This is a genomic window from Cohaesibacter marisflavi, from assembly GCF_900115225.1.
Lineage (GTDB): Bacteria > Pseudomonadota > Alphaproteobacteria > Rhizobiales > Cohaesibacteraceae > Cohaesibacter > Cohaesibacter marisflavi.
The window spans coordinates 362,851-382,532 of record NZ_FOVR01000004.1 but is presented as its reverse complement, the minus strand read 5'-3'; the positions used below and the strand labels follow the sequence as shown (position 1 = coordinate 382,532).

The 19,682-nt window shown below is 53.9% G+C and carries 23 protein-coding genes; 12 read left to right on the top strand and 11 right to left on the bottom strand.

Translation table 11 applies throughout. The features are described 5' to 3' along the window. Positions 1-19: 19 nt before the first annotated feature. Together BM258_RS10700 and BM258_RS10695 are read right to left on the bottom strand one after the other, a co-directional pair. Positions 20-934, bottom strand: a complete 915-nt coding sequence (locus BM258_RS10700) for a DMT family transporter (RefSeq protein ID WP_090071944.1) — start codon at positions 932-934, stop codon at positions 20-22. A gap of 183 nt (positions 935-1,117) precedes the next feature. Then, positions 1,118-1,804, bottom strand: coding sequence for a DUF599 domain-containing protein (locus BM258_RS10695; RefSeq protein ID WP_090071942.1), 687 nt, complete (start codon positions 1,802-1,804; stop codon positions 1,118-1,120). A 271-nt stretch (positions 1,805-2,075) separates the two neighbouring features. Here BM258_RS10695 and BM258_RS24945 point away from each other — a divergent pair, with 271 nt between their 5' ends. Then, positions 2,076-2,201 carry a hypothetical protein gene (locus BM258_RS24945; protein ID WP_280141761.1) on the top strand — a complete coding sequence of 42 codons (126 nt, stop codon included), beginning with the start codon at positions 2,076-2,078 and terminating at the stop codon, positions 2,199-2,201. A gap of 99 nt (positions 2,202-2,300) precedes the next feature. Here BM258_RS24945 and BM258_RS10690 read toward each other — a convergent pair whose 3' ends face one another. The 3 genes from BM258_RS10690 to BM258_RS10680 form a co-directional block, all read right to left on the bottom strand. Continuing rightward, positions 2,301-2,645 (bottom strand): rhodanese-like domain-containing protein, encoded by a 345-nt coding sequence (locus tag BM258_RS10690; protein WP_090071941.1) that lies wholly within the window; start codon positions 2,643-2,645, stop codon positions 2,301-2,303. A 17-nt stretch (positions 2,646-2,662) separates the two neighbouring features. Beyond that, positions 2,663-3,007, bottom strand: a complete 345-nt coding sequence (locus BM258_RS10685) for an ArsR/SmtB family transcription factor (protein WP_090071939.1) — start codon at positions 3,005-3,007, stop codon at positions 2,663-2,665. 291 nt (positions 3,008-3,298) lie between these two features. Further along, on the bottom strand, positions 3,299-4,195 hold the full coding sequence (locus BM258_RS10680; RefSeq protein ID WP_090071937.1) for an NAD-dependent epimerase/dehydratase family protein: 897 nt from the start codon (positions 4,193-4,195) through the stop codon (positions 3,299-3,301). Positions 4,196-4,337: 142 nt separating this feature from the next. Here BM258_RS10680 and BM258_RS10675 point away from each other — a divergent pair, with 142 nt between their 5' ends. From BM258_RS10675 to BM258_RS10665, 3 genes are all read left to right on the top strand, one after another. Beyond that, the gene (locus BM258_RS10675; RefSeq protein ID WP_090071935.1) at positions 4,338-4,772 is read left to right on the top strand and encodes a DUF1489 family protein; all 435 of its coding nucleotides are present in this window, start codon (positions 4,338-4,340) and stop codon (positions 4,770-4,772) included. A 131-nt stretch (positions 4,773-4,903) separates the two neighbouring features. After that, positions 4,904-5,644, top strand: coding sequence for a hypothetical protein (locus tag BM258_RS10670; protein ID WP_090071933.1), 741 nt, complete (start codon positions 4,904-4,906; stop codon positions 5,642-5,644). 17 nt (positions 5,645-5,661) lie between these two features. Next, the gene (locus BM258_RS10665) at positions 5,662-6,357 is read left to right on the top strand and encodes a J domain-containing protein (protein WP_090071931.1); all 696 of its coding nucleotides are present in this window, start codon (positions 5,662-5,664) and stop codon (positions 6,355-6,357) included. A 21-nt stretch (positions 6,358-6,378) separates the two neighbouring features. On the opposite strand, the gene BM258_RS10660 is transcribed toward BM258_RS10665, so the two are convergent. Next, positions 6,379-7,866: a serine hydrolase gene (locus tag BM258_RS10660; RefSeq protein WP_244544668.1), complete on the bottom strand. Its 1,488-nt coding sequence runs from the start codon at positions 7,864-7,866 to the stop codon at positions 6,379-6,381. Positions 7,867-8,330: 464 nt separating this feature from the next. On the opposite strand from BM258_RS10660, the gene clpS reads away from it, so the two are divergent. The 7 genes from clpS (at position 8,331) to BM258_RS10620 (ending at position 14,882) form a co-directional block, all read left to right on the top strand. Continuing rightward, entirely contained in the window at positions 8,331-8,657 is a 327-nt protein-coding gene (gene clpS, locus BM258_RS10650) for an ATP-dependent Clp protease adapter ClpS (RefSeq protein WP_090071924.1), read from the top strand. A 9-nt stretch (positions 8,658-8,666) separates the two neighbouring features. Then, the gene (gene clpA, locus BM258_RS10645; protein WP_090071922.1) at positions 8,667-11,114 is read left to right on the top strand and encodes an ATP-dependent Clp protease ATP-binding subunit ClpA; all 2,448 of its coding nucleotides are present in this window, start codon (positions 8,667-8,669) and stop codon (positions 11,112-11,114) included. A 40-nt stretch (positions 11,115-11,154) separates the two neighbouring features. After that, complete coding sequence (locus BM258_RS10640) at positions 11,155-11,400, top strand: hypothetical protein (RefSeq protein WP_090071921.1); 246 nt, start codon at positions 11,155-11,157, stop codon at positions 11,398-11,400. Positions 11,401-11,614: 214 nt separating this feature from the next. Next, a complete protein-coding gene (locus BM258_RS10635) occupies positions 11,615-12,010 on the top strand; it encodes a YybH family protein (RefSeq protein ID WP_090071919.1) in 396 nt (131 codons plus the stop codon). A 207-nt stretch (positions 12,011-12,217) separates the two neighbouring features. Then, positions 12,218-13,639, top strand: coding sequence for a TrkH family potassium uptake protein (locus tag BM258_RS10630; protein ID WP_139229256.1), 1,422 nt, complete (start codon positions 12,218-12,220; stop codon positions 13,637-13,639). Between the two features lie 134 nt (positions 13,640-13,773). Continuing rightward, positions 13,774-14,517: an AzlC family ABC transporter permease gene (locus BM258_RS10625; protein ID WP_175528031.1), complete on the top strand. Its 744-nt coding sequence runs from the start codon at positions 13,774-13,776 to the stop codon at positions 14,515-14,517. Beyond that, complete coding sequence (locus tag BM258_RS10620; RefSeq protein WP_090071913.1) at positions 14,514-14,882, top strand: AzlD domain-containing protein; 369 nt, start codon at positions 14,514-14,516, stop codon at positions 14,880-14,882. The genes BM258_RS10625 and BM258_RS10620 overlap by 4 nt, the downstream gene beginning before the upstream one ends. 51 nt (positions 14,883-14,933) lie before the next feature. Here the strand turns inward: BM258_RS10620 and BM258_RS10615 are convergent, their stop codons facing one another. From BM258_RS10615 to BM258_RS10595, 5 genes are all read right to left on the bottom strand, one after another. Further along, on the bottom strand, positions 14,934-15,368 hold the full coding sequence (locus tag BM258_RS10615; RefSeq protein ID WP_090071911.1) for an HIT family protein: 435 nt from the start codon (positions 15,366-15,368) through the stop codon (positions 14,934-14,936). A gap of 62 nt (positions 15,369-15,430) precedes the next feature. Next, positions 15,431-16,621, bottom strand: a complete 1,191-nt coding sequence (locus tag BM258_RS10610; protein ID WP_090071909.1) for a GNAT family N-acetyltransferase — start codon at positions 16,619-16,621, stop codon at positions 15,431-15,433. A gap of 173 nt (positions 16,622-16,794) precedes the next feature. Next, entirely contained in the window at positions 16,795-17,262 is a 468-nt protein-coding gene (locus BM258_RS10605) for a RidA family protein (RefSeq protein WP_090071907.1), read from the bottom strand. 215 nt (positions 17,263-17,477) lie between these two features. Next, the gene (locus tag BM258_RS10600; RefSeq protein WP_090072218.1) at positions 17,478-18,836 is read right to left on the bottom strand and encodes a DNA polymerase IV; all 1,359 of its coding nucleotides are present in this window, start codon (positions 18,834-18,836) and stop codon (positions 17,478-17,480) included. Between the two features lie 29 nt (positions 18,837-18,865). Then, the gene (locus tag BM258_RS10595) at positions 18,866-19,171 is read right to left on the bottom strand and encodes a DUF3572 domain-containing protein (RefSeq protein ID WP_090071905.1); all 306 of its coding nucleotides are present in this window, start codon (positions 19,169-19,171) and stop codon (positions 18,866-18,868) included. 136 nt (positions 19,172-19,307) lie between these two features. Between BM258_RS10595 and BM258_RS10590 the strand changes: the two genes are divergently transcribed. After that, entirely contained in the window at positions 19,308-19,679 is a 372-nt protein-coding gene (locus BM258_RS10590) for a response regulator (protein ID WP_090071903.1), read from the top strand. Positions 19,680-19,682 lie beyond the last annotated feature (3 nt).

The following is a 19,682-nucleotide window of genomic DNA, read 5'->3' as shown; positions in this document are numbered from 1 at the left end:
GAGTGAAGCGCCGACTATCTCAGTCAGGTTTTGTCTCGTCTTTAGGGGCTGTGCGAGCCACCATCAGGCCAGAGAGAATGAGCACCAAGGCGATCCATGTGGTCAGGGCCACCTGTTCAGACAGCAACAGGGCGCCCAGAATAACGCCGAAGACAGGAATGAGATTCATACCCAGTGAGAAGAAGCTGGCGCCGATGGCCCAGATGAGGCGATAACGCAGTATGGTTGCCAAACCGGTTGGCAACAGGCCGAGAAACAAAAGGCTCAACCATGCTTCGCCGGATATACTGGCCAGTTCCGGCACACCCTCCAGTAAGCCAAGTCCGATCAGTTCGATCGTCGCAAATCCGAGGATAAGGGTTGCCAGACGTGTCGGGGGGATATCCTTCACCTGTCGGATCATGGCTCCGGAAATCGCGTAGCACAGCGACGCGCCCAGCACGGCGACCATGGAAAGGACCGCTCCGGTGCCAACGGACTGCAGGGCCTCGTGTCCAACCACCAGCGCAATACCACTAAAGCCCAGAATAATGCCTATGACCTTGAAAGTGTTGAACTTGTCATCATGAGTGGTCAGATGGCTGAAGATAAGGGAAAGAAGAGGCCCGGTGCCAAGCAGCAGCGAGGCGATGCCCGCTGAAATGGTCAGTTCCGCCCATGAGATCAGCATGAAGGGGATGGAGACATTCAGCAGGGATATGATCAGCAGGTTGGCAAGGCTCTTGGCTGATGTGGGCAGGATGATGCCTCGATAGAGTGTCCAGGGCAGCAAAACCAGAAAGCCTATGGCAACGCGCATGGCGGCCAGCCAAACCGGGCCGGTCTCTAGCACTGCAACCTTGATGGCGATAAAGGATGAAGCCCAGATCAGCGTCAGAAACAGCATCAGGGACAGGTCAAGCGGTGTCGGTTTGCGGATCGAGTGAGGCGCCATCGGCAGTAAGCTCTGGAATGTTTGGATCGATTATGAGGCGGGATCATACCCGTTTGACCCAAATAATTGCAATATGCAACTTTTTAGGGCGCTTATCCCGGGCCTTTTGTCTACAAACGGAAGGAGTGGGCTGACTGCGCGGTGGACCACGCCGCACCGGTCTTCTAGCCTGTCTGATTTCTTCTAGATGATGTTTTTGGCAATTACCTGCGAGCGGGAGAAAAACTGGCGTCGGGTGAGAACCAGAGCAACAAGTGTTGTACCTGCAATCATCAGCCATGGATGGATAAACCAGCCGAACACCGGTGCGGAAAAGAAAAAGCCACGCAGCCCAAGGGTGAAGTGATGACCCGCAAGGGTGTTCATTTCTGCGGCTTGTTCAATGGCCTGTTCGATTTCCTCTTCCGATGCATCTCCGGCATATGGGAAGGCGCCAATCAGAATGGAGGTGTAGTTAAACAGGCGATAAGCCCAGCCGAACTTGAAAAAGGCGTAGACATAGATGGCCGTGAGGCACAGGGCTTTGATCTCCCAAAGCTCGGGAGAGGTCTCGACGGGCAGGGACAGATCATTTGTGACTTTCATTGCGACATCGGTGGCATTCAACATGGCAAAGCCAGCGCCAATGGCCAGGAGGGACGTGGAGGCAAAGAAAGCGGTTCCGTTTTGTAATCCATTCAGTATGCCGGTATCGATCATGCGAAATTCACGCTTTGAAAGCGAGCGCATCCAGCGGCGTCTATGCGCTGCCATTGATACGGATATATTGTGTTTCTTCAGCGGCGAATAATCGACGAGATAGGTAAAGCCGATCCAGATCACGAGATACCAAACGAGGGCGACGATATCCAAAGTGGAGAATGGAATCATGGATGAGATCCTGTCATACTTGCAAAGCCTATGGGTTGCCGGGATAATCGGCTAAACTGCGCCAGATTGAAACACGGATTTGCCATATTACGCACAAATTTATTAAACACTAGATGATTGTTTTTCTTAGAAATTTCTCCACCGATTGCTGACTTGCAGCAAATGCATGCCTAAATGGTTGCGAATTTATTGCCGAGACGTTAACAAGGGGGCCTCCGCGCTCACAGCGTGAGTGTGCGGTATCATATAGTCAAGTGACAGCTGAGGTTACATGGACAACGAAGTCAACGTTTCTTGTTGGGGCGTCACAATGAAAGCGGTTTTGGCCCTCGGTGCCATTCTTGCCATTGTGTATTTCTTCGGAGCATTTGATACGGTAGCGATTGCTGCTGGTTAAGCGCACACTTAAGAGATGTGCGGAGAATGCGAAAAAAAAGCGTGGGTCGAGCCCACGCTTTTTTCATTTTCAGGGTCTGCTTTTAAGCAAACTGCGGGTTTAGCGCCCGAATAGTTTTGATAGGCCGCTCTTGGTCTGAACACCCATGCGGGAGAGGGCATAGACACCGCCCGTTAACATGTAAGCGTCACAATCGACGCAATCGGCCAGTTGGCGTGCATAGCCGTTGGTGCGGGCCCCTGAGGCACAAAAGAAAATGGCTGCCGGAGCGCCATTGGTATCGATCGGGCCTTTCAGGGAAGAAAGGGGATGATGCAGGGCGGACGGAACTTCTTTCATCATCAGTTCCATTTTCTCGCGGACATCAATCAAGATTGCGCCCTTGTCCAACAGGGTTTTGGCCTCGTCATGGTTGATCTGTTTGACGATCTGCTTCTTTGCCATTTGGCTTTCCTTTAAAATCACTCTGCTTTCGCCTGAGCCTCACCTGTGCTGTCGTTGGAACAGTAGAGGTCTTTCAGGACGCTGAGCAGCAACTCTGCATTTCCATCTGAAATGGAGTAATAAATGGTCTGGGCGTCGCGGCGGCCAGCAATAAGACCGTCTTCACGCATTTTGGCAAGATGTTGGGAAAGGGCGCTTTGGCTGATATGGAGGCGATCAGCAAGGCAATTTACCGACTTGTCGGCTCCATCTGTGAGTTGACAAAGGATTCGCAAGCGATTGCCATTGCCGAGCAGTTTGAGAAGTCTTGCAACTTCATCTGCCTGATCCGCCAAAGCCTCGATTGAAGAATCCTCTGCCATTCCCGGTCCTGCTTTGAACCTGATCGGGGCAAGCAAGCTTTGGATTTGGGGGACCCTTGGTCAGCAAGCTCGCTCTGATCAGTTGTATCATTAGATTTTGCTAATTTAGTATATTCGAATATTAAGTCAAGCGAAAATTCGGAATAAGTGATATATAAATAGGTGGTATCGGCAGGGCAGCGTTAGGCGCGTCAAGGCCCCCCCGGGGTTGGTGGGGATGCAAACCGAAGGATGCCAATGGCTTCCTTCGGTTGTTTGACTGGTGAGTATGCGGCTGGGAAAGCGCACCAACTAGCTGTCTGACTTGACGCTGTCTTCGACCATGGCTTTTATGGTGTCAAAGCGCGGGGACCAGCCGAGCTGATTATGCGCCCGGTCCGATGACATGCGTTGGGATCGCGCATAGGCTGAGGCCCAGTTGCCATGCTTGACTTGTGCTTCTTCAATGGAAATGACACGCGCCTGATAGGGCAGGCCGCAGGCTTGGGCGACCAGCTTGCCAACCTCTTCTGCGGTGGCGCTTTTTATGGCGCTGGCATTGAGCAGCAGGCCATCGCCGCGGTTGTCCACGGCGCTGACATAGAGTTGGGCTAGATCATCGGCATGAACGAAGGGGAAATGGGTGTCCGTGGCGCCCACAATGGTGATTTCGCCATCCTCCTTGAGGCCGCGCGCATAGTCGGCGATGAAACCACGCCCCTTGTCTATGACCAGACCGGGATGGATAACCGTGAGGAGAAAGTTCGGGCATGTGCTGAGTTGTTCGATGCTGTCGAGCATCCATTCGAATTCTGGCACCGGGTCCAGCATGTGCCGCTCGGAAATCGGGATGACTGGTTCTTCGGGATAGAGCCAGCAGCCACCGGTATAAAGGAACGGAATTTGACGCTCTTCGGGCAGGCTTTTGGCAATCTCCAGAAGAGCGCGCACCAGATTGTGGTCGACGCTGCCCATGTCATTGTCAAAGGTTGCCGCAGCATGGATGAAGGCATCATGCTCCAGCGCCAGCGAAACCCAGTCGCCCGGATCGGTCAGGCTGCCCCGTACTGGTGTTGCGCCGAGACCTTTTTGAATATCCGCACTTCTGTCAGAGCGGGCGAGGGTGGTGACCTCATCTCCGCGCTTCAAGAAAGCTTTGACAATGGCGCTCCCCACCAGACCGGTGCCGCCTGTAACAAATATTCGCATCGAGTCTTTTCCTGTCTTTAGGTGCAAATTGCAAAAATTCGCGTTTTTATAACTTATAGCAAAATGTGCATAAATCCATGGCCAAGTTTTGGCGATCCGTTCTTAACTTTATAGCGTATGAACAGCGTGATAAGGAACCGGCATGACAGTTCATATTGTAAAATTGTGCGTTGGCGTCGACAGTGTCGATGATCTGGAACGGTGGATCGAACACAGGCGGCATTTGCAATCGCTTGCGGGCGAACCGGAAGAGCATATTCATACCACGCGCATGTCTCCCAAGCGGCGGGATGAAATTCTGGATGGAGGATCGCTCTACTGGGTGATCAAAGGCATGATTCTCGCCCGGCAGCCGATTATTGATCTCAGGCAGATCGTTGGGGATGACGGCATATCGCGCTGTCAGATCGTGATGGATCCGACATTGATCCGCACCGAGTCCCAGCCCAAGCGCGCCTTTCAGGGGTGGCGTTATCTCAAGGATACCGAGGCCCCCAGAGACCTTGATCCTTTACGCGAAGATGATGATCTACCGGCTGATTTTCGGCGAGAACTGGCGGATCTGGGGCTTCTCTAGGCTGCTTTGACAGTCCAAAGGTGCTCCGGAACCATTTGATTGGTTGGCTTTTTTCAATGCATGCCTAAATATTGGGGATGAATGGTCCTTAACGGACCACATCACACAATGCTCGGGAGGCCCAGATCGTCATGGTCAAGAAGCAAGATCAGCTGGTTGAAAAAACGACTCAGACCACGCCGGAAGTCCGCTCTGACAAAGGCGAGGTGGCGGCGTTTCTCTCCAAGGCGAAAATGGTGCGCAAAGCGCAAGAAGCCAAGGGGCTGAAACCTGCCAGCGGGAATCTTCTGTTTGCTCTTGATGCCACCATGTCACGTCAGCCGACATGGGATGTTGCCTGTTCACTGCAAAAGGAAATGTTCGAGGTTGCGGAAACCCATGGCGGCCTTGCCACCCAGCTTGTCTATTTTCGTGGTACGAGCGAATGCCGTGCCAGCCGCTGGACACGGTCGGCCGCAGACATGACCGGCTGGATGGAGCGGTTTGATTGCCGCGCGGGGCGCACGCAAATCGGGCGCATTTTACAGCATGTGAAAAATGAAGTTCTGGAAACCAAGATCGACGCCGTTGTCTATGTCGGTGATTGTCTGGAAGAAGACCCTGATGTGATCGTCGGTCTGGCGGGTGATATTGCGCTCAAGGGCGTGCCGGTGTTCGTCTTTCAGGAAGGCAATGATGCGATGGCAGCTCATGTCTTCAAGGCAATTGCGCGATTGACCGGCGGCGCTTATGGTCAGTTCGATTCAGGAGCCAAACTTAAGTTGGCCGACTATTTGAAGGGCATCGCGGCCTATGCTGCGTCTGGCAGGGATGTAACCCGTTTGCCGCGCGATTTGCAGAAGCAGCTGCCCGGACCGACTTCCTCGCGATAAGGGATGAGCGAAACAAGATGATTTATCTACTGGCCGGATTTTTGTTTTTCGTCGGCATTGTTCTGTTGGTGCGCTGGGCTGCCTATGCGCCTGCTGGTGACGTGTTGTCGCTGGTCTACAAGCTGGGGGGCGTGTTCTTCCTGATCCTGGCTGCCTTCTTCCTGTTTCGCAAGCAGTGGGTGGTGGCTATGCCGCTGGCACTGTTTGCCTGGTCGCTGTTGAGGAAGAAATCTTATCTTGCCGGAGCCGACAAGGAGAGCGGCAGAGGGTCGACTGTGCGGACGGCTGCGTTGGAAATGACGCTTGATCACGATACCGGCATCATCATCGGGCAGGTATTGGCCGGTTCGTTCGAAGGGCGGGAGCTGGATAGTTTGACAGAGGCTGAATTGAACAGCCTCTGGCAAGAAGTTGGTGGCGACAAGGAAAGTCGCGATCTACTTGAAGCGTATCTTGACGGCCGGCATCCCGACTGGCGAGAACGCTTCAATATTGACCCTGCAGCGAGGGAAGGAAGCACGGCGGACTCTGGCCCCATGACCAAGGAGGAAGCCTATCAGGTGCTTGGGCTTGCGGCGGGTGCCAGCGATGTGGAAGTTGTTGAGGCGCACCGGCGCCTCATGAAGCGGCTCCACCCGGACCACGGGGGCTCCACCTTTCTTGCTTCCAAGATCAACGCTGCCAAGTCCGTTCTGCTCGGAAAACATGACTGATCTCCTACTACTCAATTACTCTTAAGGATTCAGTGCCAGACAGGCAAACTCTTGTTTCTTCAGGGTTTTACAGGCATCTCGTGCAGAAGACTTGCTCGGGAATCCAGCAAAACGTGCTCGATAAAGGGTGGTATTTCCTTTTTGAACTGTTTCCGTGTGGTTGACGCGGCCGTTCAGCATGCGTCCATTGCTTGCTCTGGCCTTGTCTAGAATCTCGTTGGCTGCTTCAAGCGAAGGTGTTGCACTGAGCTGGATCTGCCAGCCGGTCGGAACGCTGCTCCATGGAGCTGCCTCTGGAAGCGGGGCTTCATGCGTAGACAGATCGCCGATTGGGTCGTTGGCCGGACGCGGCAGGGGCGGAATGGCCAAGGCAGCAGTTGTCAGGCGAGGACGCGGTTTCGGCATGGATTGCGCTGTATCGGCGATAGCGCGACGCAGCGTAGATCCGGTCACCGCACTTGCCTGTGGCAGAGTGGAGACCTGAGCCGTATCAGCCATTACCAAATTCACAGGCGCCGGTTGAGGCGCAGCAGATGCAACGAGCATGGGCTGGGCTGGCGACAGGGTTTTGGCTTTTGGCAAACGAATGCTTTCGGCCAATTCAATATAGCGACGTGTGGCAGGAACGCCGACCATTGCTGTCATACGGCGGCCGGTTTTGGCTTTTGGTAGATATTGCTTGATCAGCTTGCGCATCTGTGCGTCACGGCTTGCGCCTGTCCGCCCGCCCATGACCACGGCCACGATGTGGCGGTCACCGGTTTTGACGTTTGTAACAAGGTTGAAGCCGGAGGCACGGGTATAGCCGGTTTTGATGCCGTCAACGCCCTTGACGCGGCCCAACAGCTTGTTGTGGTTGCCGTAGCGGGCTTTGCCATATTGGAACACGCGCGTGTTGAAATATTTGTAATAGGTCGGGAACCGATCCTGAAGGGCACGTCCGAGCAGGGCCATATCAGCTGCAGTGGTCTTCTGATATTTGTTGGGTAGACCCGATGCGTTTTTGAAGGTCGTGTTCTTCATGCCAATGGAATGGGCCTTGTCTGTCATCATGCGCGCAAATTTGGATTCCGTTCCGCCGATATTCTCGGCAATCACGGCAGCCACGTCGTTGGCTGATTTGGTAACGAGCGCGAGGATGGCATCCTTCATCTTGATGGTGCTGCCGGGTTTGAGGTTCAGCTTGGAAGGGGCCTGACCGGCGGCATGTCTGGAAACCTTGAGGCGGCTGTTGAGCGACATCTTTCCTTTTTCAAGCTGCTCAAACGCCATATACAGCGTCATCATCTTCGTAAGCGAAGCTGGATAACGCGGGGAGTTTGCATGGTTTGAATAGAGAACCTTGCCGCTTTTCACATCGATGACGTAGCCGGCATATTTGCTGTTGGCCGCCTGGGCGGAATGGGGGGAAGCCAGCGCGGCGATCGCCATGACCATGGCTGCGGCGATCATAATGGCTGGGCGCACAGGATTTGCACGCCATGTGGCTCTGAACGCTACTCTAAACACTTGACGTCCTTTGAATGTTTGTCATGACTGACGGATTTTTCCGCTTTGAGGTTTTGTTTCGAGTGCGACGCTTCGAAGGCGAGTATAGCCTGTCGCATCCTTTTTAAAAAGGGTATGGAAACTCGGTTAGGAAAAGGTAAAAAATGCGCAACAAGAAGCAATTTGCGAAAAATTTTAATTTTGTATTAGCATGTTAAGAATGTTCAACTAATTGAAATATATAACGGAAATTAATTTTTAGCCGCCGTTTGGCTATGAAAGCATATACCCTTACAATGAGAGGACAGCATGCTTACATTATTTTGTGGCATCTGGGGTTTTTTGTATGTCAAACTCATACCTGTAGTGTCTCGATTCAAAATGCCTCATCCAAGCCCTGTGATTTGGGCTGGGGAAAAGCCTGAGATGCTCAAGAAGACCAACCCGGCATCCGGTCGGGAGAATTTGTGGAGACAATTCAAGCAATGAGTAAGGATATTCGTCGCCTGGATGAAGATGAAGACCTTGGGGTGACAACAAAGTCAAAACCCAAGACCAAGCGTCCTAATATGTATCGGGTCCTTCTGTTGAATGATGACTTCACGCCGATGGAGTTTGTTGTTCACGTTTTAGAAGCGTTTTTCAACAAGGGCCGAGAAGATGCGACCCGTATTATGCTGCATGTACACCACCACGGGGTGGGTGAGTGTGGCGTCTTTACCTATGAAGTGGCGGAAACCAAGGTGAGCCAAGTGATGGACTTTGCCCATCAGCACCAACATCCGCTGCAATGCATCATGGAAAAAAAGTGAGGATACCAAGTGCCATCATTTTCTAACAGTCTGGAAGCTGCCCTGCACAAAGCTCTGATGACCGCGAATGAGCGGTTTCAGGAGTTCGCTACACTTGAACATCTGCTGTTCGCGTTGATTGAAGATAGTGACGCGGCGGCGGTGATGCGTGCCTGTGGGGTGGATTTGGACCTGTTGGAAAAGAATTTGCTCGATTATATCGACAATGAGCTTTCCAATCTTGTGGTGGACAAGGGGCAGGATTCCAAGCCAACGGCAGGATTCCAGCGCGTTATTCAGCGGGCTGTCATTCATGTGCAGTCTTCGGGCCGCGAAGAAGTGACCGGAGCGAATGTTCTAGTTGCCATCTTTGCGGAACGGGAAAGCCATGCAGCCTACTTCCTGCATGATCAGGACATGACCCGCTATGACGCAGTCAATTATATTTCTCATGGCATCGCAAAGGCGCCGGGGATATCGGATGGTGTGCCGCCAACCGGTGCCGACGATGACATGGATGATGATTTCGATTTCGAGGAAGACGAGGAAGAGGGCGGTAACAAGGCCGAAGCACTCAAGGCCTATGCTGTCAATCTGAACGAAAAGGCGCGCGACGGGAAAATCGATATTCTCATAGGGCGTGATGCCGAGATCCATCGGACCATTCAGGTGCTCTGCCGTCGTTCCAAGAACAACCCGCTTTTTGTCGGTGACCCCGGAGTGGGCAAAACCGCGATTGCGGAAGGGCTTGCCAAGCGCATTGTTGACGACAAGGTGCCTGACGTTCTCAAAGGGGCGACCATCTTCTCGCTTGATATGGGCACTCTGCTGGCAGGGACCCGCTATCGGGGCGATTTTGAAGAGCGTCTCAAACGCGTCATTAAGGAGATCGAGGAATATGAAGGGGCGATCCTCTTCATTGACGAAATCCATACGGTGATCGGTGCTGGCGCGACCTCTGGTGGGGCCATGGATGCGTCCAACCTGCTCAAGCCATCGCTGGCTGCGGGCAATTTGCGCTGCATGGGCTCGACCACCTATAAGGAATATCGCCAGTTCTTCGAGAAGGATCGTGCTCTGGTGCGTCGGTTCCAGAAAATCGATGTCAATGAACCATCCCTGCCGGATGCTATTGATATTCTGAAAGGGCTGAAGCCTTATTTCGAGGATTATCACAGCGTGAAATTCACCAATGACGCCATCAAGTCTGCGGTGGAGCTTTCTGCCCGCTATATCCATGACAGGAAACTGCCGGATAAGGCGATTGATGTGATCGATGAAACGGGTGCTGCGCAGCAGTTGTTGCCGGTTTCACGTCGCCGCAAGAGCATTTCGGCCAAGGAAGTGGAAGCCACCGTTGCCACGATGGCACGCATTCCGCCGAAAACCGTTTCCAAGGATGACAGGGAAGTCCTGTCCAATCTTGAGGTTAACCTCAAGCGGATGGTGTATGGACAGGATCAGGCCATTGATGCCCTGACCAGCCAGATCAAGCTGGCTCGTGCCGGATTGCGCGAGCCAGAAAAGCCGATTGGTAGCTATCTCTTCTCTGGCCCGACAGGGGTTGGTAAAACCGAGGTGACGCGTCAGCTGGCTGATCTGATGGGTGTGGAACTGCTGCGCTTCGACATGTCGGAATATATGGAGAAGCACACCATTTCGCGTCTGATCGGTGCGCCTCCGGGCTATGTCGGCTTTGATCAGGGCGGTCTTCTGACTGATGGCGTTGATCAGCATCCGCATTGTGTGCTGCTGCTCGACGAGATCGAGAAGGCCCATCCGGATCTTTACAACATTCTGCTGCAGGTGATGGATCACGGTAAGCTGACCGACCATAACGGCAAGCAGGTGGACTTCCGCAACGTCATTCTGGTCATGACGACCAACGCCGGAGCGGCGGAAATGGACAAGCCGGCTATCGGTTTCACCCAGTCCGAGCGTTCCGGGGATGACGAGGAAGCAATCAACAAATTGTTCACGCCGGAATTCCGCAACCGTCTGGATGCTGTCATTCCGTTTGCGGCTCTGCCGACGGAAGTCATCCATCAGGTCGTGCGCAAGTTCGTCATGCAGCTGGAAGCCCAGTTGGCAGATCGCGGTGTAACCTTCGAGCTGACCGATGCGGCCACCGCATGGCTTGCCAAGAAGGGCTATGATCCGAAAATGGGCGCGCGTCCGCTGGGCCGTGTCATTCAGGAACATATCAAGCGGCCACTGGCTGAAGAGATCCTGTTTGGCAAATTGACCAAAGGCGGCACGGTACGGGTTGATATTGATTTGGACAATATGGAGAAGCTGTTCCTGTCCGTGATCGAAGAGGATGAGCCCAAGGCTGACAGCACAAAGAGCAAGAAGGCCGATGGCAAGGGCGAAGCCAAGGCTGCTGCCAGCACCGATGAGACGAAGAAGGGCTCGCGCCGGACTTCGTCAAAGAAAAAGGCTTCGGTGCCCAGCGTAGCCAAGGTCGACAAGAAATAGTAAAAAGGAGCGCCAGCGGTAACGTTGGCGCTTTTTCATTATGTTTCCTCACATGCCCGGTTGGCTCAAGCGTTTGCTGCTATTCTTTGCTTTCGCGCTCGTTTCCCTGATGAGCGCCAGTGCAATCATGCGGGCGGCATTTCCCAACGGCATCTTCGGTAGCCTGATCGATCCGGCCACGGGGCGGGCTGATGGCGTTGAGTTGCTCAAGAATATCCTGACGCTCGCGGCGGGCTTTCTGCTGGCGCTTTCCTTGCTCTATCAGCATTTCTTTGGTGGCGAATGATGTGCCAAACATCGCATCTTTCTCGATAGGTGCTTGCATTGCGCATGATTTGGCGATAAATGCTTGGATATGAAACAGATGTGCCACCAATATCAGTCGATTATTCTCACCATTCTTTGAATGGTGGGCTTTCGTACGTGCATATCACTTACCGGAACCCGCCTGAGGCGGGTTTTTTTGTGCCGTCTCGTGGGTATTTTTCAAGGAGACGGACATGACCTCCCAAGCATTACACTCTGTGATCGAGGCTGCCGATAAAGCGATCTCGGCTGAGGATTTCGACAGCCTGATGGATTTCTATGCCGAGGATGCGACGCTGGTCGTCAAACCCGGTCTGGCTGTTACAGGCAAGGACGCGATCAGAAAAGCCTTTGTCGCCATTGCCGAACATTTCAAGCACGAGCTCACCGTAAGGCAAGGCCCTATGGAAGTGTTTGAAGGGGGCGACACGGCGCTGGTCGTGATGAAGACCTTTCTGGATACGGTTGATTCTGATGGCTGGGATCTGACGCTTGTGCGTCGGGCAAGCTATGTTTTCAAACGGTCGTCAGAAGGCCAATGGCTCTGCACGGTTGATAATTCCTATGGTACGGATCTGCTCGAGGCATAATCTCGGGCAGATGCACCTCTATGGAATGAGGCCGGGAAGAGTGAAGTCTATCAAACACTTTGCAAGAGAGCCGATGCGGAGTAAGCTCTGCTTCATTATGCCCGCAAGCTGTATAGTCTTGATCGGCAATCACGATGCTTATGCTTGACCCGGGGTTCGTTTGGTGGATAAACAGTCCAGATGAGTCCGCAATAAAGAGGTGACCCCGTGCTTTCAGCACTCGGGATATTGATTGCCGCATTGGGCGGGATGATGTTTTTTCCCGCGCTTATCGATCTGGCATACCAAAGCACAGACTGGCACGCCTTTCTTGGCGGAGGCTCCATATCCATCGGATTTGGCGTAGCGCTCTTTCTGGCCATGCGTGGGCAGGAGGGGGAGTGGTCCATTCGCAGCTCGATTCTGTTTGTGAATGGCAGCTGGTTCGTGCTCAGTGCGTTTGCGGCGTTACCGCTCTATTTCTCCTCGCTTGGCATCAGCTATGCCGATGCCTATTTCGAATCCGCTTCCGGCTTTACCACGACGGGCTCCACCGTGCTCAGCGGCCTTGATACCATGGCGCCGGGGCTGCTCTTCTGGCGATCCCTGATGCAGTGGCTCGGTGGCTTGGGCATCGTCGCTATCGGCATCACCATTCTGCCCATGCTCGGCTCAGGTGGGCAAAAACTGTTTTTCCTGGAATCCTCCGAGCAGAGCGACAATCCCTATCCGCGCATCCGCGAGTTCGCGGTGAAGATTGCCTTTGTCTACATGTTCCTGACGGCTTCATGCGCCTTTGCCTATTTTGCTCTGGGCATGACTTTCTTTGAGGCGGTCAACCACGCCATGACGACGCTTTCAACGGGTGGATATTCCACCTCGGATGGCTCCATGGCGCATTTTGATAGCGTCGGGATCTATTTTGCCGGATCGCTGTTCATGTTTTTTGGCGGCTTGCCCTTTCTCTATATGATCCGTTTCTTCTCGGCGGACAGGGGGCGGGATCCGCAGATCGGGCTTTATCTCAAGGGTGTTCTGATTGCGGCGATCGGCATTTTCTTTGCCAAGCAATGGCTCTCTCCAGGCCCCGTTATCGAGGATTTCGCCATCTCGCTGTTTGATGTCATCTCCATTGTGACAACCACGGGCTATGGCGCGGGTGACTATCAGGAGTGGGGCGCGCTGTTTGTTGTCATCTTCCTCATTCTCACCTTCTTTGGCGCCTGCTCGGGCTCGACGGCGGGCGGCATCAAGCAGTTCCGTTTCGTCATTGCCTGGCTCATCATCAAGAATGCCGTGGCCAAGCTGATCCACCCCAACCGGATTGTGCCCATGCGCTATGGAACAAGGGTGGTGGACGATGAAATGGCTGCATCCACGCTGAGCTTCATATTCCTGTTCTTCGTCACCTTCATGGTGTTTGCCATCGTGCTGCAATTGTGTGGCCTTGATTTCGTGACAGCGATGAGTGCGTCAGCCACGGCACTGGCCAATGTTGGCCCCGGACTGGGTGAGATTATCGGGCCTGCAGGCAATTTCAGCAGCCTGCCGGATATTGCCAAATGGCTGTTGAGCATCGAGATGATTCTGGGGCGTCTGGAAATCCTGTCTGCGCTCACCATCCTGATGCCTGCTTTCTGGCGTTGGTAGGGAAGCCGATTGCCGCTTTCTCCTGCAATTCAATATGCGTGCCTTGCATGGCGGGTTGAATGGTTTGGGCGTCTATGCCAGACTCAATTCTCTTCCTGTCTCCTTCCTCCAAGGTCCGAATGATTTCAAACAATATGACTGATGCGCCGTCTGCAGCTGCAGACGAAGAAGGCCGATCCGGTTGGTACTGGTATCGGCGCGGTATGCGCAATCTGCTTTCCACGCCCGCGATCGTGCTCTATTTTTCCTATCTGGGCTTTGGCAGCTTCACCTATGAAAGCGGCGTGGATGTCTATCTGTCCATGTTCATGACCATCGTCACATGGGCCATTCCCAGCAATGTTATCCTGATCGGAGGCATCCTGTCGGGATCAAGCCTGCTGGCCATCTTTGTGGCTGTCGCACTTGCATCTGTGCGCATGATGCCGATGGTGGTTTCCATCGTGCCTGAGCTAAGAGGTGAGGGCATTGCGACTTGGAAGCTGATTGTGTTGGCCCATTTCACGGCGATCACCTCTTGGGTTTTTGGCATGAAAGAGTTGCCTGTGCTGCCGCCTCATGGGCGGGCGCCCTTCTTTGGCGGCTTCGCGGTGTCTCTTGCCGTGCTCAGCGTTGGTATCGTTGCGCTTGGGCATGGGGTTGCAGGGGCTGTGCCGCCAGAAATTGCTGCGGCTCTGTTTTTGATGACGCCACTTTACTTCATTCTAACCTTGCCAAGTGCTGCTCGGCTTTTGTCGGACAAGCTGGCACTGGTCTTCGGCTTCATCCTTGGGCCTCTATTCGCTTTGGTGGTGCCTGAAATGGGGCTCGTGCTGACGGGGCTCGTCGGTGGCCTTGGCGCCTATGGCATTGGTTACTACTGGAGAAAGCACGCATGACGATCCTGTTTGACAGCTTTGATGTGTCCTGGTGGCCTTATCTGTTTGTCTTGCTCGGGGCTTCGTTGCCCACGAATATGTGGCGATGGCTGGGAGTGGGCTTTGCCGGGCGATTGAGAGACGACAGCGAATGGATCTTGCTGGCCCGCGCGATCGCCAATGCTCTGGTGGCCGGGGTCATCACGCGACTTATTCTGTTCCCGACCGGTGCCTTGACCTTTATTCCCGTCTGGATGCGGCTTGTTGCGGTGGCGGTTGCCGTGGTCTTCTATTTCGGATTGATGCGCAATCTGTTTATCGGGGTGCTTCTGGGCTCGTTGACGCTGGTTGGTCTGACGTTTCTGTTCGGTGTTCCCATGACGTAAAAGGGGCGCTGGTGCGCCCCTATAAAATCTTCTGAAATCGTCTGGTGTCTATCAGAGGCTTTCCAGTGCCTTACGGTATTTGTCTGCATGGCCAGCGAGGATGTCGTTGTCTGCCATCTCACCGGTCTGCGGGCGCAATTCAACGCCTTCATAGCGCGGGACCACATGGAAATGCAGATGGAACACCAGCTGCCCACCTGCGCCTTCGTTATTTTGCTGCACGGTAACACCATCGGCACCAAAGGCGGCCATCGCTGCTTTGGCGATTTTCTGCGTGGTGGCAATCACGGCATTGAGGTCGCTTTCTGCGGTGTCGAAAATATTGCGTGACGGATTTTTCGGAAGCACCAGCGCGTGACCGTCAGACTTGGGCATGACATCGAGAAACGCGATGGTTAGCTCGTCTTCGTAGATTTTGTGGCTTGGAATTTCGCCACGCAGGATTTTCGCAAAAATATTGTCATTGTCATAGGCTGGCGTGCTCATGAGTCGAATCCATTGATTGGTTAAAAGTGTTGGTGGAGACTAACAGCGCTGACGCGCGAAAGCTATCCGTCCCCTTTCTTGAAAGGGGTCAGTGTTGTTAGGAACTCCTGCTCGGCCTCGGCCGCGCGGCGCTCCCTGTTCAAATAGTCTTCGATGGCTTCCCGGAAGGCGGGATGGTCTATCCAGTGGGCCGACCATGTGGTCTGGGGGACATAGCCTCGGGCGATCTTGTGTTCGCCCTGAGCGCCTGCTTCCACGCACATGAGATTATGTGCGATGGCCCATTCAATAGCCTGATGATAGCAAAGCTCGAAATGCAGGCAGGGATAGTCGCCTATGGTGCCCCAGTAGCGGCCATAAAGCGTATCGCCGCCAATGAAGTTGAGCGCACCCGCCACAGCCACATCGCCGTCATAAGCCAGAACCAGCAGGATCTTGTCGGCCATGGTCTCAGCGATCATGGAGAAGAATTCCCGGTTGAGATAGGGGCGGCCCCATTTACGCGAACCGGTGTCCATGTAAAAGTCGAAAAAGGCGTCCCAGTCTTCTTCGCTTATGGCGTCGCCGTGCTTTGGGCTAATGGTGAGGCCGTGGCTATGGGCGGTCTTGCGTTCCTTGCGAATATTTTTGCGTTTGCGCGATGAGAGTTGGGCGAGGAAATCGTCAAAGCTCTCGTAATCTTCATTGATCCAATGAAACTGTTGGTCACGTCGGACGAGAAAACCTTGTGCCTCGAATTCATCTTTCTGCGCTTCTGGCAGAAAGGTCAGATGAGCTGAGGAAATGGGATAGCGCTCGCAGAGCTGCTTCATGCCGCTGGCCATGGCTGCGGCGGCCACTGCCTCGTTGACGCCCTTGCGGGTCAGCATCTTGGGCGCGTTGACAGGCGTAAAGGGAATGGCGCTTTGCAGCTTGGGATAATATTGCCCGCCTGCGCGCTCCAGCGCATCAGCCCAGCCATGGTCGAAAACATATTCGCCTTGGCTATGGGATTTGAGATAGAGGGGCAGGGCGGCCAGCACAGAGCCTTCTCCATCCCTGAGGACCAGATGATGCGGCATCCAGCCGGTTTCCTCACAGGCGCAGCCTGCGCGCTCCAGCGCATCCAGAAAAGCGAAGGACAGGAAGGGGTTTAATTTTCTGGGACTGAGTGTGTCCTCAAGACAGGCTGTCCACGCCGCCTCTCCGATCTCTCGCATGGAATGAACAACATGGAGCTGGTAATCGGATGTTTCAGACATAGTCTCAGCCATGGGCCTCTCTCAAAATAATCAAACTATCACTTAGATTTAAGAGACTATACCGAGATTGTAACCCTCAAAAGGCGAGGGGCTAAAAAATATTTATCGAAAAAATGGCGTCTGATGTGGGCTTAAATAAGCGATGACAGACTTATCCGTCATCGCTGGGGCATGCGCCCGAAAAATTAGTCTTCCAGCTCGACAATGGCTTCCACTTCAACGGCAACACCGAACGGAAGGGAGGCTGCGGAAACGGCTGAACGGGCATGGCGGCCTTTGTCACCAAAGACATCAACCATGAAGTTGGATGCGCCGTTGATGACGGCAGGCTGATCGCCGAATTCGAGGGTGGAGTTGACAAAGCCCACCAGCTTGACCACGCGAGCGACCTTGTCCAGATCGCCGGTTGCGGCTTTCATCTGGGCAATCAGGCTAATGGCGCAAAGCTTGGCAGCTTCTTGGCCGGCTTCAGTTTCCATAGTGTCACCCAGCTTGCCGATGACTTTTTCGCCAGCAGCGGTCTGCGGGATCTGGCCGGAAATGAAAAGCTGGTTGCCGCTTTTTACATAGGGAACATAGTTTGCTGCAGGGGCTGCTGCTTCCGGAAGGGTGATTCCGAGTTCTGCAAGTTTGGCTTCGATTGCACCTGACATTATAAACTCCGTAGAAAGGTCTGTTTTGTTCTGGTCTCGGCGCTGATGGCAGTCTGGCTGCCTTTGGCCGAGAGGGTGTTCAACATTTAGGGGAGGCAAGCCTGCAATGGAAGTAAAAGCTTGTCTGGCACACGCATTTTCACGCATTCTCCAGACTATTTTTTAAACCGTTCTCTTATGGTGATGAGGGGAGCCCAAGCTGAAATTATGCGCTTCTAGTCCAGGCCGCTGTCTTTATCGGGCTTCTGGGCCGAATGGATGTCGCTCTTGCGAGCGCCGCCGCTCTTCTCTTCCGTGAGTTTTCCCTTCAGCGTCAGGCCCAGTTCCACCATTTTTCCGCCAAATTTGGTGCTGAGCAGATCCATCGCTTTTTCAGCACTGGCGCGTTTACTGGCTTGTGTGTCGACCAGATCGGGCGGATCGGCAAATTCGCTGGAGTGCAGCTCGCTGATGCCGATTCCCAGAAGGCGATAGGCACTTTTGCGGTTGGCTAGCTCCTTGAGCAGCAAGTCTTTTCCGATGCTGAAGATCTTGTCGGTCAGCTGGGTTGGGTCAGAAAGGGAGCGGCTGCGGGTGATGCTTTTGAAATGATTGTCCTTGAGCTTCAGGGTAACGGTGCGGCCCGCTAGATCTGCTTTCTTGGCGCGGGTGGAGGTGTCTTCACTCAGGCGCCTCAAGATGGGCAGAAGATCGTCTGCGCTCGCAAGGTCTTTGCTGAAGGTCGTTTCGGCGCTGATGCTCTTGGTTTCAGACTCGGGATTGACCGTGCGGGTGTCTTCGCCATGGGAAAGCTTGGCAAGGCGTAAACCGAGCGCACCGTAGCGCTTTGCCAATTTGCTGGCATCTGCTGTCTGCAACTGGCCGATGGTGTGGTAGCCATCCTGAGCGAGATTGCGTTGGGAAACCTTACCGACGCCCCAGATCATGGAGACCGGCTTATCCTTGAGGAACTCTTTTGTTTCCGCTTTGCCAATGATGGAAAAGCCGCGTGGCTTCTCCAGATCAGATGCGATCTTGGCAAGGAATTTGTTGTGGCTGAGACCAACGGACACCGTTATGCCTATGCCGGTTTCAATCTCCTTGGCAAAGCGGGCCAACGTCATGGCCGGATAGGCATGATGCAATCGGTCTGTGCCTGAGAGATCCAGAAAGGCTTCGTCGATGGACAAAGGCTCAACAAGAGGGGTGAGCGCCTGCATCGCTGCGCGAACTTCTTTGCCTACAGCGCTGTATTTCTTCATGTTTGGCCGAATGATGACCGCCTCAGGACAAAGTTTTCTGGCCTTGAACATCGGCATGGCGGATTTGACGCCACGGATGCGCGCGATATAGCAAGCCGTGGCGACAACACCCCGTTCGCCGCCGCCGATGATGACCGGTTTGTCCCTGATCTCCGGATTGTCTCTCTTCTCCACGGATGCATAGAAGGAATCGCAATCGATATGCGCCATAGACAGCTGACGCAGCTCTGAATGACGCACGAGCCGAGGCGAGCCGCAACGAGGGCATCGGCGCGGGGTTCCTTCGCCTTCTTCAAGGCAATCTCGACAAAGGAAATGTGCGGTCTGTGTCATGTGAGCCAACAAGATTAAGTGGATAGGGGCTAGAGGGCGCCTGTGTTTGCCATGCTCATCGGATCAAGGCGCATCTTGGCGGAGACCACGTCTTCCGGCGCGATGGCGCTGTTGCTGGCGAAGGCCAATATGAGCGAATCGTCACAGAGCAGAAAGTCGAGTACTGCGGCCAGGAATGAAGGTTCCGAAGCGACGTCCCGTATGCCATTTGCATCGAGCCCGGACAAGGCCAAAAAGCGCCCTAACAGCTCTGAATCGCTCGACAAAAATCCCAGCGCCTGAATGCCCACGGTCTCCGCTGCCTCGAGGCTGAGGCCAGATTGTTTTTTCTGCATGATATGGTGTTTGCCCTTTTGAAAGGTTTATTCTGTATATACGATAACCGAAATAATAACGCATCTGATACGGAAACCCAGATCTGATTGATCGGGGTGTCAGGTCTGTGCATCACATGCGAGCTGCGGACGAATTATGGCCAAAAAGATTCTCATCGTCGAAGACAATGAACTCAACATGAAATTGTTTCTCGACCTGCTGGAAGCCTATGGGTATGAGACGGTAGGCACCCGCAATGGGCTTGATGCCCTTAAGCTCGCCAGAGAGCATATGCCGGATCTGATCCTGATGGATATCCAGTTGCCCGAAGTTTCTGGTCTGGAAGTCACCAAGTGGCTCAAGGAAGACGATGATTTGCGGCCCATTCCCGTGGTGGCCGTCACCGCATTTGCGATGAAGGGAGATGAGGAGCGGATTCGTCAAGGCGGATGCGAGGCTTATCTTTCCAAACCTATTTCCGTGGCAAAATTTATTGAGACCGTGCGCACCTACGCTGGTGATGCTTAGACC

What these genes read in the sequence shown, in the direction of transcription:
- BM258_RS10700 (WP_090071944.1), bottom strand. Translation starts at nt 934, where the DNA reads ATGGCGCCTCACTCGATCCGCAAACCGACACCGCTTGACCTGTCCCTG.
- BM258_RS10620 (WP_090071913.1), top strand. Translation starts at nt 14,514, where the DNA reads ATGACGATCCTGTTTGACAGCTTTGATGTGTCCTGGTGGCCTTATCTG.
- BM258_RS10685 (WP_090071939.1), bottom strand. Translation starts at nt 3,007, where the DNA reads ATGGCAGAGGATTCTTCAATCGAGGCTTTGGCGGATCAGGCAGATGAA.
- BM258_RS10600 (WP_090072218.1), bottom strand. Translation starts at nt 18,836, where the DNA reads ATGACACAGACCGCACATTTCCTTTGTCGAGATTGCCTTGAAGAAGGC.
- clpS (WP_090071924.1), top strand. Translation starts at nt 8,331, where the DNA reads ATGAGTAAGGATATTCGTCGCCTGGATGAAGATGAAGACCTTGGGGTG.
- BM258_RS10675 (WP_090071935.1), top strand. Translation starts at nt 4,338, where the DNA reads ATGACAGTTCATATTGTAAAATTGTGCGTTGGCGTCGACAGTGTCGAT.
- BM258_RS10590 (WP_090071903.1), top strand. Translation starts at nt 19,308, where the DNA reads ATGGCCAAAAAGATTCTCATCGTCGAAGACAATGAACTCAACATGAAA.
- BM258_RS10690 (WP_090071941.1), bottom strand. Translation starts at nt 2,645, where the DNA reads ATGGCAAAGAAGCAGATCGTCAAACAGATCAACCATGACGAGGCCAAA.
- BM258_RS10695 (WP_090071942.1), bottom strand. Translation starts at nt 1,804, where the DNA reads ATGATTCCATTCTCCACTTTGGATATCGTCGCCCTCGTTTGGTATCTC.
- BM258_RS10640 (WP_090071921.1), top strand. Translation starts at nt 11,155, where the DNA reads ATGTTTCCTCACATGCCCGGTTGGCTCAAGCGTTTGCTGCTATTCTTT.
- BM258_RS10665 (WP_090071931.1), top strand. Translation starts at nt 5,662, where the DNA reads ATGATTTATCTACTGGCCGGATTTTTGTTTTTCGTCGGCATTGTTCTG.
- BM258_RS10635 (WP_090071919.1), top strand. Translation starts at nt 11,615, where the DNA reads ATGACCTCCCAAGCATTACACTCTGTGATCGAGGCTGCCGATAAAGCG.
- BM258_RS10610 (WP_090071909.1), bottom strand. Translation starts at nt 16,621, where the DNA reads ATGGCTGAGACTATGTCTGAAACATCCGATTACCAGCTCCATGTTGTT.
- BM258_RS10625 (WP_175528031.1), top strand. Translation starts at nt 13,774, where the DNA reads ATGACTGATGCGCCGTCTGCAGCTGCAGACGAAGAAGGCCGATCCGGT.
- BM258_RS10680 (WP_090071937.1), bottom strand. Translation starts at nt 4,195, where the DNA reads ATGCGAATATTTGTTACAGGCGGCACCGGTCTGGTGGGGAGCGCCATT.
- BM258_RS10615 (WP_090071911.1), bottom strand. Translation starts at nt 15,368, where the DNA reads ATGAGCACGCCAGCCTATGACAATGACAATATTTTTGCGAAAATCCTG.
- BM258_RS10595 (WP_090071905.1), bottom strand. Translation starts at nt 19,171, where the DNA reads ATGCAGAAAAAACAATCTGGCCTCAGCCTCGAGGCAGCGGAGACCGTG.
- BM258_RS10605 (WP_090071907.1), bottom strand. Translation starts at nt 17,262, where the DNA reads ATGTCAGGTGCAATCGAAGCCAAACTTGCAGAACTCGGAATCACCCTT.
- BM258_RS10670 (WP_090071933.1), top strand. Translation starts at nt 4,904, where the DNA reads ATGGTCAAGAAGCAAGATCAGCTGGTTGAAAAAACGACTCAGACCACG.
- BM258_RS24945 (WP_280141761.1), top strand. Translation starts at nt 2,076, where the DNA reads ATGGACAACGAAGTCAACGTTTCTTGTTGGGGCGTCACAATGAAAGCG.